Origin of the sequence: Shewanella sp. ZOR0012 (assembly GCF_000798835.1) — a bacterium.
Classification (GTDB): domain Bacteria; phylum Pseudomonadota; class Gammaproteobacteria; order Enterobacterales; family Shewanellaceae; genus Shewanella; species Shewanella xiamenensis.
In genome coordinates this window covers 3382854-3399191 of record NZ_JTLE01000094.1, presented here as the reverse complement: position 1 = coordinate 3399191, position 16338 = coordinate 3382854, and the positions used below count along the sequence as shown (strand labels likewise).

General features: G+C 45.6%; 16 protein-coding genes. 14 read left to right on the top strand and 2 right to left on the bottom strand.

Annotated features, from left to right (window positions below; all coding sequences use genetic code 11):
- Positions 1–99: 99 nt before the first annotated feature.
- From L976_RS16515 to L976_RS16465, 11 genes are all read left to right on the top strand, one after another.
- Positions 100–504, top strand: coding sequence for an ArsC family reductase (locus tag L976_RS16515; RefSeq protein ID WP_050991401.1), 405 nt, complete (start codon positions 100–102; stop codon positions 502–504).
- Positions 501–1646 carry a succinyl-diaminopimelate desuccinylase gene (gene dapE / locus L976_RS16510; protein WP_037430294.1) on the top strand — a complete coding sequence of 382 codons (1146 nt, stop codon included), beginning with the start codon at positions 501–503 and terminating at the stop codon, positions 1644–1646. The genes L976_RS16515 and dapE overlap by 4 nt, the downstream gene beginning before the upstream one ends.
- A gap of 5 nt (positions 1647–1651) precedes the next feature.
- Entirely contained in the window at positions 1652–2404 is a 753-nt protein-coding gene (locus L976_RS16505) for a M15 family metallopeptidase (RefSeq protein ID WP_047540629.1), read from the top strand.
- A 67-nt stretch (positions 2405–2471) separates the two neighbouring features.
- On the top strand, positions 2472–3302 hold the full coding sequence (locus L976_RS16500; protein WP_047538487.1) for an alpha/beta fold hydrolase: 831 nt from the start codon (positions 2472–2474) through the stop codon (positions 3300–3302).
- Between the two features lie 243 nt (positions 3303–3545).
- On the top strand, positions 3546–4724 hold the full coding sequence (locus tag L976_RS16495) for a porin (protein ID WP_047538484.1): 1179 nt from the start codon (positions 3546–3548) through the stop codon (positions 4722–4724).
- Between the two features lie 10 nt (positions 4725–4734).
- The gene (locus tag L976_RS16490; RefSeq protein ID WP_037418757.1) at positions 4735–5172 is read left to right on the top strand and encodes a substrate-binding domain-containing protein; all 438 of its coding nucleotides are present in this window, start codon (positions 4735–4737) and stop codon (positions 5170–5172) included.
- 421 nt (positions 5173–5593) lie between these two features.
- The gene (gene can / locus L976_RS16485; RefSeq protein ID WP_037418751.1) at positions 5594–6199 is read left to right on the top strand and encodes a carbonate dehydratase; all 606 of its coding nucleotides are present in this window, start codon (positions 5594–5596) and stop codon (positions 6197–6199) included.
- A gap of 349 nt (positions 6200–6548) precedes the next feature.
- Complete coding sequence (kdnA, locus tag L976_RS16480) at positions 6549–7736, top strand: 8-amino-3,8-dideoxy-alpha-D-manno-octulosonate transaminase KdnA (RefSeq protein ID WP_047538480.1); 1188 nt, start codon at positions 6549–6551, stop codon at positions 7734–7736.
- Between the two features lie 19 nt (positions 7737–7755).
- Positions 7756–8826, top strand: a complete 1071-nt coding sequence (kdnB, locus tag L976_RS16475) for a 3-deoxy-alpha-D-manno-octulosonate 8-oxidase KdnB (protein ID WP_047538477.1) — start codon at positions 7756–7758, stop codon at positions 8824–8826.
- An 82-nt stretch (positions 8827–8908) separates the two neighbouring features.
- Entirely contained in the window at positions 8909–9646 is a 738-nt protein-coding gene (kdsB, locus tag L976_RS16470) for an 8-amino-3,8-dideoxy-manno-octulosonate cytidylyltransferase KdsB (protein ID WP_047538474.1), read from the top strand.
- Positions 9647–9674: 28 nt separating this feature from the next.
- Positions 9675–9890 carry a DUF2897 family protein gene (locus L976_RS16465; RefSeq protein ID WP_037418741.1) on the top strand — a complete coding sequence of 72 codons (216 nt, stop codon included), beginning with the start codon at positions 9675–9677 and terminating at the stop codon, positions 9888–9890.
- A gap of 218 nt (positions 9891–10108) precedes the next feature.
- Here the strand turns inward: L976_RS16465 and L976_RS16460 are convergent, their stop codons facing one another.
- Complete coding sequence (locus L976_RS16460) at positions 10109–11491, bottom strand: Na+/H+ antiporter NhaC family protein (RefSeq protein WP_037418738.1); 1383 nt, start codon at positions 11489–11491, stop codon at positions 10109–10111.
- Between the two features lie 740 nt (positions 11492–12231).
- On the opposite strand from L976_RS16460, the gene L976_RS16455 reads away from it, so the two are divergent.
- The 3 genes from L976_RS16455 to L976_RS16445 all read left to right on the top strand — a co-directional run bounded on the left by L976_RS16455 (position 12232) and on the right by L976_RS16445 (position 15620).
- Positions 12232–13446 (top strand): pyridoxal phosphate-dependent aminotransferase, encoded by a 1215-nt coding sequence (locus L976_RS16455; protein ID WP_047538471.1) that lies wholly within the window; start codon positions 12232–12234, stop codon positions 13444–13446.
- A gap of 220 nt (positions 13447–13666) precedes the next feature.
- Positions 13667–14254 (top strand): 5'-deoxynucleotidase, encoded by a 588-nt coding sequence (gene yfbR / locus L976_RS16450; RefSeq protein ID WP_037430288.1) that lies wholly within the window; start codon positions 13667–13669, stop codon positions 14252–14254.
- 25 nt (positions 14255–14279) lie between these two features.
- A complete protein-coding gene (locus L976_RS16445) occupies positions 14280–15620 on the top strand; it encodes an anti-phage deoxyguanosine triphosphatase (protein WP_037418731.1) in 1341 nt (446 codons plus the stop codon).
- A 65-nt stretch (positions 15621–15685) separates the two neighbouring features.
- Here L976_RS16445 and L976_RS16440 read toward each other — a convergent pair whose 3' ends face one another.
- Positions 15686–16327 (bottom strand): bifunctional 4-hydroxy-2-oxoglutarate aldolase/2-dehydro-3-deoxy-phosphogluconate aldolase, encoded by a 642-nt coding sequence (locus L976_RS16440; RefSeq protein WP_037418729.1) that lies wholly within the window; start codon positions 16325–16327, stop codon positions 15686–15688.
- Between the last annotated feature and the right edge of the window lie 11 nt (positions 16328–16338).

Genomic DNA, 16338 nt, shown 5'->3' with positions numbered 1-16338 from the left:
CACTTTTACCTACATCGACCACCTATCAAATCTTTGCGACTATCTTAACTTATTCTCAACATGCCCTAGGCAATATCCCCTTGTAGCATCCAGCGCACAATGCCACAATGCGAGCAAAATCAATGCGTGCCAACGGCGCCCCTCGATAGGAGCATCATCTTGACCCTTTTTGGTATTAAAAATTGCGATACTGTGCGTAAAGCACGTAAATGGATTGAAACCCATCAACTTTCGGTCAACTTCCATGACTTTAGGGAAGATGGATTAGCAGAAAAGGATCTGCAGCATTGGTGTCAAATTGCCGGATGGGAAACCGTCTTTAATAAACGCAGTACCAGTTTTCGCGCCTTAAGTGATGCCGATAAAGCGGATATCGACCAAGCCAAAGCCATTCAACTAATGCTCACTCACCCGACACTGATCAAGCGCCCAGTGCTGGTTTTGGGTGAACAAGTGCTAGTGGGCTTTAACGAAGCCGAATATAAGAAGGTGTTTTCCCTATGACGTACGCTTCGAACACTCACCCGGTTACCGAACTGACTAAAGCGTTAATCGCCCGTCCTTCGGTCACACCGCTAGATGAAGGCTGTCAAAGCTTAATGGCCGAACGTCTTGCCGCCGTAGGCTTTAATATTGAGCCCATGGTCTTTGAAGACACCACCAATATGTGGGCGCGGCGCGGTAATACAGGCCCGGTATTTTGTTTTGCCGGCCATACCGATGTGGTGCCCGCAGGCGATTTAAGCCGCTGGCATACCCCGCCTTTTGAGCCAACCATTATTGACGGTTATCTGTATGGTCGCGGTGCTGCCGATATGAAAGGCTCACTGGCGGCGATGATCGTCGCGACCGAACGTTTTGTGGCTAAGCACCCAAATCATCCTGGCTCGATTGCGTTTTTAATCACTAGCGATGAAGAAGGCCCCTTTATCAATGGCACCACACGGGTTATCGATACCCTAGAAGCCCGTAATGAAAAAATCACTTGGGCATTGGTGGGTGAACCCTCGTCGACCTTAAAACTCGGTGATGTGGTTAAAAATGGCCGCCGTGGCAGTCTCACCGCCAACTTAACCGTTAAAGGTATTCAAGGCCATGTGGCCTATCCGCACCTTGCGGATAACCCTATCCACAAAGCCGCCCCCTTTTTAGCTGAGTTAAGCCAAACCCATTGGGATAATGGCAACGAATTCTTCCCGCCCACCAGCATGCAAATCGCCAACATTAACGGCGGCACAGGCGCATCGAACGTGATCCCAGGCGCCTTGGAGGTGATGTTTAACTTCCGCTATTCCACCGAAGTGACCGCCGAGATACTCATCGAGCGCGTGGAAGCCTTATTAACCGCCCACGAACTGGATTATGACATCAGCTGGACCTTTAACGGCTTACCCTTTTTAACCGGCGAAGGCCCACTGTTAGACGCGACCCGCCATGCCATTCGTCAAGTCACGGGCTATGATACCGATCCACAAACCACCGGCGGCACCTCCGATGGGCGCTTTATTGCGCCAACGGGCGCCAAAGTGTTGGAACTTGGCCCAGTAAACGCCACAATCCATAAAGTGAACGAGTGCGTGAAGGTAGACGATCTAGAGCAATTAGCGCTGTGTTATGAAGTGATTTTGGAACAGTTACTGTGTTAAATACCATGGCTATCACGGCAAAAAAAGCCCTGCTCTATGGTCTAGAGCCAAGGGGAGAGACAGGTTTAACAGCGGATCTAGACTCTTACTCAATGAGCGACTTAGTGCTCGTTGAGTTACTCAGCCCTTATCATCAGCGAGAAACGCGGTTTAAGTTAGAGTCACAAACCGCCCTTGCCTTTCAGGCAATGGCCGACAGTGCCGCCAAAGACGGTATTAAGCTAGCGATTTGCTCTGCCTATCGCCCCTTCGATCGGCAACTCGCCATTTGGAATGCCAAGGCCAGCGGTAAACGAGTGGTCCTGGATATCAATGAGCAGCCCGTGGATATCGCGCCGCTCAGCGATGATGAGTTAGTCGATTTGATCTTACTCTGGTCGGCACTGCCTGGTGCTTCGCGTCACCATTGGGGAACGGATATCGATGTATTTGATGCCGAGCAAATTGAGGTCAAATCCCTGCGTCTGGTGGACGCCGAATACCGTGACGGCGGCCCCTGCGCCCACTTGCACCAGTGGCTAGTGGCTAATGCCAAGGATTTTGGGTTTTATTTTCCGTTCCAGAAAGGCCAAAGCGCGGTAAGTGCAGAGCCTTGGCATATTAGCTATTTCCCCGTGTCTCAAACCCTGTTACCCCAATTTGAGGTTCAGGCCTTAGCGCAGGTTATCCAGCAGAGCGATATGTTGCTAAAAGACGCCGTGATCCGGCGTTTACCCGAGTTAGTAGCGGAATATGTACATCGGATTGCGCAGCCTTAATAGCTTTTTCTGCACGTTTTAGCCGACGTCCCTTCCCGTTTTTGGTTTTATAGATTAAGTAGGTTTTATGGATTTATCATCATACAGACAACAAATTTGCATCGCGGGTAGCCAACTTAGTTACCTTGATATCGGCACAGGCCCTACCCTGTTATTTGGCCACAGCTACCTGTGGGACAGCGCCATGTGGGCACCACAAATTGCGCTCTTAAGCAAAAGCTACCGCTGTATCGTACCCGATCTCTGGGGACACGGCCAATCTGGCACCGTACCGGAAAACTGCCATAGCCTGTTAGACATTAGTGAGCATATGTTAGCCCTGATGGACGCCCTCGAACTTGAGACATTTTCCCTCATCGGTTTGTCCGTGGGCGCCATGTGGGGGGCAGAGCTGGTGCTTAAGGCGCCTGCTCGCGTCAAGACGCTTGCCATGCTGGACAGTTTTATTGGTTTTGAGCCAGAAATCACCCGTGCCAAATATTTTGGTATGTTAGACATGATCCAAACCGCTGGCAGTATTCCGCCAGCACTTATCAATGCAATTTCACCGCTGTTTTTTGCAGATAATGCCAAAGCGAATAATCCCGAATTAGTGCAACGTTTTGAAAGCGACTTAGCTGCGCTAACGCCAGAACGCATTCCCGACATAGTAAAACTTGGACGGATCATTTTTGGTCGGCGCGATACCCTAGAATTTGCCGAACAATTTACCTTACCTTGCTTAATCATGGTGGGTGTAGAAGACAAGGCGCGCAGTGTTTTAGAAAGTTATTTGATGAGTGATGCCATCAATGGCAGCCAATTAGTGCATATTCCAAATGCTGGCCATATTTCAAGTCTAGAACAAGCCGAATTTGTTAATCAGCAATTATTAGCATTTCTGAGCCAATACGCTTAATACGCACCATGATGGTTAGAGCATGTCACCCATGCTCTAACAGATTCATATTCTAGAACCCTCAATAAGAATGAGTCTTTTGCCTATTACTCGAAACCTTTTCCAATAATCTTGGAGTGCTATCCCACTTGAGGCTTAACAAACATCGATTTGTTAACTGCTCCTCAAAAATGTTGCAAAATCGTGAAAACACCAAAAATTCAACTACCTTTAAACTGTATTCCCTCAAAAAGGTTTCCTAACATGAGAAAAAGTACAGTTGCATTAGGTGTGTTGACCGCACTCTATATTCCATCCCTTTACGCGAATGTTGAAATAAACGGCTTTGCCTCCATTGTTGCTGGCTCAAGTTTATCCGATGATAAAAGTTACTACGGTTATGATAAAGAAATCGACTTTAATAATGACTCCAAAGTCGCATTACAATTTGCCGCAGATTTAGGGAGCGGCTTACGAGCAACCGCACAAGTCCTCTCCCGTGGCAGTGACGATTATAGTGCAGAGTTTGAATGGGCTTATATTTCCTATGACATTAGCGATAAGTTGATGCTAATGGCTGGAAGACAACGATTTAATCTTTACAAATATTCCGATTATATCGATGTTGGCTATGCCTACCATTGGATAACGCCACCAAGGGGAGTCTATTCGCTCCCCTTTAATTCTGGCGAAGGCGTTGGTTTAGTTTATTCAGATTTATGGGGCAATACTGAAGTTGGCTTAACCTATAAATATATTACGACATCGGTATCTGACTATGCGCCTGTCGGTTCATCAACGCCCCCAGCGCCCTTTTCCGCCAAGGGCCATATTATGAACTTCAATTTTAGCACCGCTGGATTTGAGTACGGTTTAAATGTGGGGATAGTCACGGATTTCTCATATGAACTGCCAGCACTACTTGGTTTGGGTGAAGCCATTTCCCAAACAGGTTTATTCGATGATCAAGTTGTAAATGACTTATTAGCGATAGAGGATAGTGCCTTACTTATTGGCGCTAACGTGAAATATGACGCAGGAAAGTGGTTTATATTAGCGGAATACACCCGAATAGACGTCGACCCTAGCAGTTTTAATATTCAAGATTCTGCCTTTGTTTCAGCGGGTGTTCGTTACCATGATTTTACCTTCCATTTAACCTATGGCATTGATAAAGGTGACCCACAATATGATGCCTATGATGCAATGTTGCCTGTCTACAACGCCCTACCTCCGGCCAATCAAGCAGCTCTCGCGCCATTAGTGATGGGAACGAAAGCCGCATTAGAAGCACAACAAGAGGATAGTTCCTATTACATCATCGGAACCCGCTGGGATTTTCATCCCTCTGCGGCGCTAAAACTGGAATACACCAATTACAGTAATGATAAGCCGACCTCCGACGAACAACTCTTAAGCATGGCTGTTGATCTTGTTTTCTAAGGAGTCATTTATGAATTTACCTCACATTGCTAAATACATCGTCAAGCCAATCAGCTTGTGTGCACTCCTATTGCTCAGTCAATGGGCTCAAGCGGAAATCGCCGTAATCGTTCACCCTTCGAACAGTTCAGAGATATCAGCTGCCGATATTTCAAGAATTTATTCGGGAAAGCTTAAAACCTTTTCGACAGGAGGCACGATTGTCGCACTCGATCAAGCGGAAGGCTCACCTGTCAGGGAAGCCTTTGTAAAACAAATCCTCAATAAAACAGAAAGTCAGTTAAAAGCCTATTGGTCAAAACTCGTATTTTCTGGACAAGGACAACCGCCTAAAGTGGTCGAATCCAGTGCTGAGATTCTTACTCTCGTCGCCGCCAATCCAAATATGATCGGCTTTGTGGATGCAGCAGAAGTGACGCCCAATGTCAAAGTTGTAGGTAAGTTTTAGGGATTAACCTGATTGTACCTATTGATGCCTTCTTTCAATAAGAAGGCATCTAATTTTTACATTAATCATTTAAATCATATAGATATATAAAAACCCGGCCTAAGTTAAACGAAAAGCTCAGCGTGATTGCACTATGCGCAATAACAGATTTACCCATTCATTCCCGTGTTCCCTCTTTTGCCAACAGTAACATTGAGCGCTTAGGTGTAGGGTAAATAAATTTTATCCCTAAAAATTCAAAGCATTAGACCAAATTATTTAACTGTTGATGGAATTAAGTCACGTTCAAACCTGAGTTTAAACTTAATTGGATAGACCAGAGGCCACGATTTTGCTGGTATACTCAATCGCAAAAAAGGTGCGGCTTGCATCATTTAGGGCAAAAGACATTTTAATATGTCCAATAAAACAATAGGTTAAAATGAAATTACTCAAACCCTTATTCGATAATAACCGCCGTTGGGCCGGACGCATCAGTCAAGAACACCCTGATTTTTTTGAACAACTGGCAAAACAGCAAAACCCTGAGTATCTCTGGATTGGTTGTTCCGACAGCCGAGTTCCTTCTAACCAAATCATCGATTTAATGCCTGGCGAAGTCTTTGTTCACCGCAATATAGCCAATATGGTGATCCATACCGATCTTAACTGCCTGTCAGTACTGCAATACGCCATCGATGTGCTTAAAGTGAAACATATTATGGTCGTCGGTCACTACGGCTGCGGTGGTGTACGTGCCGCAATGGGTAATCAGCGCCTTGGACTTATCGATAACTGGCTCGGCCATTTGCGCGATGTCTATCGCCTACATCATGATGAATTAATGCAAATGGATGAAGCCAAACGTTTTGATCGCCTGTGTGAGCTCAATGTGATTGAACAGGTTTCCAATGTGACCAGCAGTACTATCGTGCAAGAAGCCTGGTCTCGCGGCCAAGAACTGGCTGTCCATGGGTGGATTTACGGTATCGATAATGGTCTATTAACGGATCTTGATGTTACGGTAGACCGTGCACAAGTCGTGTAAATGCTCATACTGCGATTGAGATTAACACCGAGATTGCATGACAAGGTTACACCACAAAAACCTGCCACTGTGCAGGTTTTTGGTTTTACGCCCTAAAGGCAAAGACTCGCTATTCATTTACGAGGAATGACCAAAATCTACCTCGAGGAGACCATTTCACTTCATCGCGTTAGACAACATTTATCATTTCATTCATCTAGTCTTGCTAAGTGAGCAAAAACTAAGCGCGAAATCTCAACATGACCTTATTTTCATCAAGAAAACATCGCAAGGGATCTTTAGCCCAGTTATAATCCGCCAGTTAATTGCAGCGCGACCATGCGCCACAAATTCTAAGGAGATACCTTCCATGCCCGGTTTTGAATTATTTGGTCCAGAAGAAAAACAAGAAGTTGCCGATGTGATGGAGCACGGCTTTACCTTCCGTTATAACTTCGACCATATGCGTAATGATCGCTGGAAGACTCGCGATATGGAGCAACTGCTCTGCGAGAAAATGAATGTTAAGCATGCTCATCTGTTATCAAGCGGTACCGCCGCGCTCCAAACGGCGATGATGGCCGCAGGCATTGGCGCTGGCGATGAAGTTATCGTGCCACCTTTTACCTTTGTTGCGTCTGTAGAAGCGATTTTCATGGCCGGTGCAGTACCGATTTTTGCCGAAATCGACGAAACACTGTGTTTATCACCAGAAGGCATTGAAGCGGCAATTACTCCACGTACTAAAGCGGTAAACTTAGTACACATGTGTGGCTCTATGGCCAAGATGTACGAAATCAAAGCCATTTGTAAAAAGCACAACTTAGTATTGTTAGAAGATGCTTGCCAAGCCATTGGCGGCAGCTACAAGGGCCAAGCCCTTGGTACTATCGGTGATGTCGGTTGTTACTCTTTCGATTCTGTTAAAACCATCACCTGTGGTGAAGGTGGCGCGGTGATCACCAATAACACCGAAATTTACGATAACGCCCACCAGTTCTCCGATCACGGCCATGACCATATTGGTAAAGACCGTGGCGCCGAGTCACACCCGATTATGGGTCTGAACTTCCGTATCTCTGAAATGAATGCGGCCTTAGGGTTAGCCCAGTTACGTAAACTCGATACCATTATCGACATTCAACGTAAAAACAAAAAAGCCATTAAAGAAGCTATGGCGAGCATTCCTGAAGTCAGCTTCCGCGAAATCCCCGATCCAGAGGGTGATTCAGCTGGCTTCTTAAGCTTTATGTTACCAACAGAAGCCCGTACCCAAGAGATCAGCAAGAAATTAGCTGCAAATGGTGTAGATGGCTGCTTCTACTGGTACGTGAACAACTGGCATTATCTGAAAAACTGGAAACATATTCAGGAGCTTAAAGCCCCTGCTGCGTTACCAATCACATTAATCGCCGACCGACCTGACTATACTCAAATTTCTGTGCCGAAATCTGATGCCATTATGAGCCGCACTATTTCTATGCTCATTAAATTGTCTTGGACCGATGCTCAGATTGCCGAGCGTATTGAAAACATTAAGAAAGCATTTGCCCAATAATTAAACGGGAGTTTTTGCAATGAGTTTTAAAAATTTTAAAGTAGTTGAAAAGATGATCTTCGGTCGTGGCTCTTTCGCTCAGTTAGACGACGTCTTAGCTGCACAGCGTAAAACCGACGATGACTTCGTGGTATTTTTAGTCGATGACGTTCACCAAGGCAAACCACTCGAAGCACGCATCCCAGTCAAAGCCCAAGACTTACTGATTTGGGTTAACGTTGATGAAGAGCCAAGCACGATTCAAATCGATGCCCTGACCGAACAAGTGCAAGCTTTCAATAGCAAACTGCCCGTCAGCGTCGTTGGTTTAGGTGGCGGTTCAACCATGGACGTGGCAAAAGCGGTATCGCTAATGCTGACCAACCCAGGCGGCTCAGCCATGTACCAAGGTTGGGATTTAATCAAAAACCCAGCAGTACACCACATTGGTATTCCAACAATTTCAGGTACGGGTGCTGAAGCGTCACGCACCGCAGTATTGTGTGGTCCAGTGCGTAAACTGGGTCTGAACTCAGATTATACAGTGTTCGACCAAATCATCATGGACTCAGAGTTAATCGAAGGTGTTGAAACTGACCAGTGGTTCTACACCGGTATGGATTGCTATATCCACTGTGTGGAATCCTTAGAAGGTACCTTCTTAAACGAATTCTCTAAAGCCTATGCCGAAAAAGCCATGGAGCTTTGCCGCCAAGTGTACTTAGAAGATCACCCAGAAAAAGACGACAAGCTGATGATGGCGTCATTTATGGGCGGTATGAGTATCGCTTACAGCCAAGTAGGTGCATGCCACGCGGTATCCTATGGTCTGTCTTACATCCTCGGCTACCATCATGGTATCGGTAACTGTATCGCCTTTGACGTGTTAGAAGAATTCTACCCAGAAGGCGTGGCTGAATTCCGTCTGATGATGAAGAAGCACAACATCACTCTGCCAAAGAACATCTGTAAAGATCTGCCAGATGAAACCATCGCGAAAATGGTTGCCGTGACTAAAAGCATGGGTCCATTATGGGCAAACGTGTACGGCCCAACATGGGAAGAGAAAGTCACTGACGAAATGTTGACTGCCCTGTTCCGTCGCATTTAAGCTCTCAAGCAGATGACAAGGGCTCATTGTGAGCCCTTTTGTCTATCTACACTGCATATCTCTGATAAAGTAGGATAATTTAATGAATGTGACTCTGTTAATCCCGGCGCGTTACGGTTCAAGCCGCTTCCCGGGCAAGCCCTTAGCCCCGATTAACGGCAAGCCGATGATCCAACACGTGTATGAACGCGCGTCGTTAGCCAAAGGCCTCACCAATATTTACGTTGCAACCGATGATGAGCGTATTAAAAGCGCCGTCGAAGGCTTCGGTGGCAAAGTGGTCATGACCAGCCCTGATGCGGCATCGGGCACAGACCGTATCAATGATGCGATTAACCAATTAGGTTTAAAGGATGACGATCTGGTCATCAACCTTCAGGGCGACCAACCCCTAATCGACCCAACCTCTATTGAGCAAGTGATCAGCCTCTTCGAACGTCACCCAGGCGAGTTTGAAATGGCGACCCTCGGCTATGAAATTGTCAACAAAGCCGAGCTCGACGATCCTATGCATGTGAAGATGGTGTTCGATAACGACTATTACGCGCTGTATTTCTCCCGCGCGCGGATTCCCTTCGGTCGCGATACCAAAGATTATCCAGTTTACAAGCACTTAGGCGTGTATGCTTACACCAGCAGATTTGTGCAAGCCTTTGCAGCCCTACCTTTAGGTCGTCTCGAAGATCTTGAAAAGTTAGAGCAGCTACGCGCCCTAGAACATGGCCATAAGATCAAAGTCGCCATCAGTGCCTTCGACTCAATCGAAGTTGACACGCCAGAAGATATTCGTAAGTGTGAGCAGCGTTTAGCCGTTGATTAATCAGGGTGTTGCTCAATAAGGAGTTGTTATGTCGAGCTTAGAAGTGTGGATCATTATAATTTTGGTGGTAGGTGTGATTGCCAGCAATCTTGCCGCACTGAAATACAGTGCCAAATTCAAACTGCCACAGTTTGGTCAGCACGATAAAGAGAAACAACTAAAATCCGACATGACTCAGCCTCCACACGAAGCCGATGGTAACGAAACGCAAAATCCAGATAAGTCTTCGAATCAGTCCAAATAGACTAAGATTAACATTCATCTTGATCTCACCTCACAAAAAGGCGCATCGGCGCCTTTTTGCATTTCTTACCATCCCATTAAATCGTAGTTCAGATTTTGTAACAAACGAACTCAAGTGATTCATCCATAACATAAACTAGCGGTTAGCACAAAGCTACAATTAACATTCGCGCATAAAAAAACCAGCCGAAGCTGGTTTTTTATGTATTAAGTCACGCATTAAGCAATCAGGATAAAGCCAAAGAATGCAATAACCGCGGCAATTAACGCATAAGGTAGCTGAGTCACAGCATGGCTTACTAAGTTACAACCCGAGCCTTGGGCAGCTAAAACGGTTGAATCAGAGTAGAAACACGCTTGGCTACCAAAAGAAGAAGCCGACAACAGCGCACCAATCACTAATGGAATATCCGCACCCACCGATTGCGCCAGTGGCATCACAATTGGGATGGTTACTGCAAAAATTCCCCAACTAGAACCCGTCGCAAAGGCCAAAATCGCCATTGATAGGAATACCACGGCAGGTAACAGCTTAGGCGTCATAAATGGGCTTAAAGATTCAATCACGTACTGTGGCAGTAATAGCGCATCACACACATCTTTAAACACAAATGCCGCAATTACGGTACCAATAGCTGGCAACATGCTCTTAAAACCATCAATCATTTGATCCATCATTTCTGAGAGAGGCATCAAACGCTGAACTGCATAGTAAGGGAGCGTGATAACCAGCGTCGCTAATAACCCTTTCCACACGTCGATATCAAAATAAACGGTAAAAGCAACCAGTAATAAAATTGGCACTAAAAAGTTATGCAATTTGCCTTGATTGTCAGCATGCTTAAACTCTTCTTCAATTGCCGCGATGGCATATTCATCAGAGGTTTGCACTTGGTCTAAATCGACTTGCGCTTCAGCGGGCTCGCCTTTTGCTGCGCGCAGCTCGGCTTTTTTCATCGGGCCAATAGCAGGTACCACGCCCAATGCAACCAGTAATACCATCGCGACGGCTAACCAAGCATAAAGCATATAGGGTATAGCTTGCATGTAGACGCTAATGCCCTGACCTTCAGCGGCCACCCCGTTATCGACCAGTAAGCCACCAAAAAACACCGCCCACGTGGAGAGCGGCACTAATACACACACAGGAGCCGCTGTGGAATCCACCACATAAGCCAGCATTTCGCGGGAGACTTTAAACTTATCCGTTACACGCTTCATGGTTTCACCCACAGTTAGCGCATTCAGATAGTCATCAATAAAAATCACAATCCCCAGAATAAAGGTCATAAACAGGGAAGATCTTGGCCCTTTTGCAAATTTCAATGCATTTCGACCAAATGCCAAAGCACCGCCAGTACGTACTAACAGCGCAATCAAGGCACCAAAACAGCCACACACCAAAATCAACCAACCGATAGTTTCATCGGCCATGACTTTTAATGAAGTACTTGCAAAATTATTTAAAACTTGCGTTGGATCAAGTAACAAAAAACCCGTTACCGCACCAATGATCAAAGATAAAATGGGGCGGCGTAACCAAACGGCCAACACCAATACCACCAAAGGTGGAATAAGACTTAACGCTGTCGGTTCAGACATGCACTTAGGTCCTCTAAATAAGTCGCCTAAAAGGCAAAAGTTTTTAGAACAGCGCCTGAAATCACCTCGATAACGGACGCCAATATTGCTGCTTCATGATGACTAACTCCGCTGATAAAACCTGCTAAAAGCTTGTTATCTTAGGTGCCCTGCCGAAAACATCGCGCAGAAAATAAAGCGCATCGAATATCGAGTCAACTATAAATTTATGCTAGCGCTAAATAATTTTTCATCTTGAATTAAAAGACGATTTATCAACTTGATTTTAAACAAAATAACTAGAGTGTGATGAATTTTTTATTTCAACCTAAATGCTTAATAAGCATTCAGTTAATCTGCCTAAATATCGAAAAATTACCGAATGCAGGATAATGCGACATTAACTTAAATCAACTCTGATAAATCAGCAGTTAAGCAAACACTGATTAACATTTTTACTAACATCTTGCCCCTAGGGTAATGCGGTTGTAGTAAAACAGAGTGCATGGGCCAATGCAGCCTAATTGATAGGTACAAAGGCTAACCCCATAACAAGATGCAGTATAAAAAATCAAAATTAGACACAATAACGGCACATATAACTTGTATAAATTTATTTAATGCCAGGTTAAAGCATATTTAACTAGTAAGTTTAATAAAAAAAACAGGGTATTTATGCTCAATGCCCCTTCCTTAAATAAGATAATTTCGTTATGGTGCACAAACTTAAGCCAAAATTAACTGCATGTTTCGAGGTGTAAATGCGCCCTATCATCAAATCCAATAAGCTGGATACTGTTTGCTACGACATCCGCGGCCCAGTGCACAAGGAAGCCAGACGTTTAGAAGACGAAGGCCACAGGATCCTCAAACTCAATATTGGTAACCCTGCTCCCTTCGGTTTTGAAGCACCAGAAGAAATTGTGCGCGATGTGATCCTTAATCTCCCGAGTGCCCAGGGCTACTGTGAATCAAAAGGATTATTCTCTGCCCGCAAGGCGATTGTGCAGCATTATCAAGCGCAGGGTATCTATGGCGTTGATATCGAAGATGTCTATATCGGTAATGGTGTGTCAGAGCTGATTATGATGGCCATGCAGGGCTTATTAAACACCGATGATGAAGTGCTGATCCCCTCGCCCGACTATCCGCTATGGACCGCCGCGGCAAATTTAGCCGGCGGTAAAGCAGTACATTATCGCTGTGATGAAGAAGCGGATTGGTTTCCCGATCTTGATGATATTAAGAGCAAAATATCTTCTCGCACCCGTGGTATTGTACTAATCAACCCGAATAATCCTACGGGCGCGGTTTATAGCAAAGAATTACTGCTGCAAGTTATCGAGCTTTGCCGTGAACACAACCTGATTTTATTTGCTGATGAAATTTACGACAAAATTTTATACGACGAAGCCAAGCATATTCCTGCGGCTAGTCTGTCGGACGATATTTTAACGGTTACCTTCAATGGGCTATCCAAGGCTTATCGCGCTGCGGGCTTTCGTGTTGGTTGGATGATGTTGTCTGGTAATCTTAAGGCTGCAAAGAGTTATATCGAAGGGTTAGAGATGCTCTCCTCGATGCGCCTGTGTGCCAACGTGCCCAATCAACATGCGATTCAAACCGCACTCGGTGGCTATCAAAGTATTAACGAGCTGATACTGCCTAATGGCCGCCTCACTGTCCAAAGAGACGCCTGTTACGAGCTGTTGAATCAAATCCCAGGTGTGAGCGTGAAAAAGCCTAAGGGCGCACTCTATGCTTTCCCCAAATTGGATATGAAAAAGTTCAATCTCAGGGATGATGAACGCCTAGTACTCGATTTATTAAGGGATAAAAAAATCCTATTAGTGCACGGCACGGCCTTTAATTGGCCGGAACCTGATCATCTCCGTGTGGTGTTTTTACCCTATAAAGAAGATCTAACGAAGGCATTAACTGAATTTGGTAACTTCCTGGAAGCCTATAAACAATAAATAGGTTTCATCATCACGCTTACTTAGCAAACCTAGGCAATAAAGCGATCCACGGGATCGCTTTATTTTTGTATTTGTTCTGTAAATCCTGCCATTATTTCACTCACTTATCCTTGCGATAAGTGTTAGGCTTACGCTCAATAGCCGTACTTGCACTTTGCTTTTCAATTATCTTCAGAGTCGAGTGACGCGCCTTTTAGCCTTCATTTAAAGGAGCCTTATGAGTCATTTATTTGCCCACCTTGCCAGAATGAAACTTATCCAGCGCTGGCCTTTAATGTACAACGTGCGCACCGAAAACGTGCAGGAACACTCTCTGCAAGTCGCCATGGTGGCACACGCCTTAGTCATCATCAGTAATAAGAAATTTGGCACGACTCTCGATGCCCATCAAGCAACCAGTTTGGCCATATTCCATGATGCCAGTGAGATCTTAACTGGCGATTTACCCACCCCGGTGAAGTATTTCAATAAAGAAATTGAAGCTGAGTATAAAAAAATTGAAGCCATCGCCGAGCAGCGCATGCTCGATATGGTACCTGATGAATTTAAAGAGGATTATCGCAGCCTGTTTATCAGTGATAATGCCGATCCGATCTACAAAGCCATAGTTAAATCAGCCGATACCCTGTGTGCTTACCTGAAGTGTTTAGAGGAAAATCGCGCTGGCAATACTGAATTTAACACCGCACGAAAACGCCTCGAAGCCATGCTCGAGTCCAATCCTAATCCTGCCGTGAAATATTTTATGGATTGCTTTGTACCCAGTTTTACCTTGAATTTAGACGAAATAAACAAGATGCTCTGATGTACCACTCCCGCTAGGAATGCATATGACCTCAAGTGTTTGGCAAGAACGCCGCCATGGTGAAGATAAACAAAGACGTAATGATCATCGCAGCCCATATCAAAGGGACAGAGCACGCATCCTCCACTCTGCTGCATTTCGTCGCCTGCAAGCAAAAACCCAAGTGCTTGGCGTAGGCATGAATGACTTCTATCGCACACGCTTAACCCACTCATTGGAAGTCTCACAAATCGGCACGGGGATCGCCGCTCAGCTAAGTCGTAAATATCCCGAGCATAAGCCCTTATTAGACTCAATGAGTTTGCTGGAATCCTTATGCCTTGCCCATGATATTGGCCATCCGCCCTTTGGTCATGGTGGTGAAGTAGCCCTTAACTATATGATGCGCCACCACGGAGGCTTTGAAGGCAATGGCCAGACATTTCGTATTCTCTCTAAACTCGAGCCCTACACCTTAGATTTTGGGATGAATCTGTGCCGCAGAACCATGTTAGGGATTTTAAAATATCCCGCACCACAATCGCACTTGTTTGTCGCAGGCAATCATCCTGAAATCACCAACCACAGACAGCTTAAACCGTCACAATGGCCGCCTGTTAAAGGCATATTCGACGATGATAATGACATCTTCGACTGGGTGCTTGAGCCATTATCTGCGGCAGATAGAACTCGCTTTACCTCAGTCCAACCAAGTGTTCAGCCCAACTACCCGCACCTGCGTACCCAATATAAATCCTTCGATTGTTCCATCATGGAGCTGGCGGACGATATTGCCTATGCAGTACATGATCTTGAAGATGCCATCGTCATGGGGATAGTAACGGCATCACAATGGCAGCAAGATGTGGCGCCAACATTTGAGCACAGTAATGATCTCTGGATCCGCCAAGAATTGACCGATATCGGTACTAAACTGTTCTCCCACGAGCATCATCTGCGAAAAGATGCCATTGGCACCTTAGTGAATGGCTTTGTCACCGCCATTATCATCAATGACGATCCGGCTTTCGAGGAACCGTTGCTGCGGTTTAATGCCAGCCTTGAACCCGACTTTGCCCATGCGCTCAATGTGTTAAAACAGCTAGTGTATAAATATGTTATCCGTAAACCCGAGATCCAAATGCTCGAATACAAAGGGCAACAAATTGTGATGGGGTTATTTGAAGCATTTGCCTCCGATCCCGAGCGCCTGTTACCGCTTAACACTCAAGAGCGTTGGCGCGCAAGCGAACAACAGGGTCTAAACAGCCACAGAGTCTTAGCCGATTATATATCGGGAATGACGGACGAGTTTGCCGGACGGCTCTATCAACAACTCTTTAGTCCTAAGGCTGGCTCAAACGTGGAGTTGAGTAAAGAAATGTAACCTCTTGATATAGTAATAAAAAACCACCGAGAAGGTGGTTTTTTATTAGGGCGAGCAATCACGGATTAAAGTCCGCCAATTGCCTCTTTACACAGCTGAGTAATACGCGCCCAATCGCCCTGCTCCATCGCATCGGTAGGCGCAATCCAACTGCCACCAATACAATCAACATTTTTAAGCGCTAAGTAATCTTTATAGCTGCTTGGCGTAATTCCACCCGTTGGACAGAAACGGATATCCGCTAATGGGCCAGAGAAAGCCTTGAGAGCATCCACTCCACCAGACGCTTCAGCAGGGAAGAATTTAAAGTGGGTGTAACCAAGCGCCATACCCGTCATCACTTCGGAAATACTGGCAACGCCAGGAATTAACGGCACCGGGCCTTGCATCCCCGCTTTGAGCAGTTCAACTGTTGCACCAGGGGTGATAATAAATTGCGCGCCAGCGGCAATCGCTTGCTCAAGCTGGGCTTCATTTAAAATAGTCCCCGCGCCGACCAGCGCCTCTGGCACTTCCTTAGCAATTTTAGTGATCGCTTCAAGAGCACACGGCGTGCGTAATGTCACTTCTAACACGCTAATCCCACCGGCGACCAGTGCTTTGGCTAACGGCACCGCATGTTCAATCTTGTTAATCACCATAACAGGAACAATAGGGCTGCGTTTAAAAATATCTTGTGGTTGTAATGACCAGTTATTCTCAAGCATTGCGTTATTCT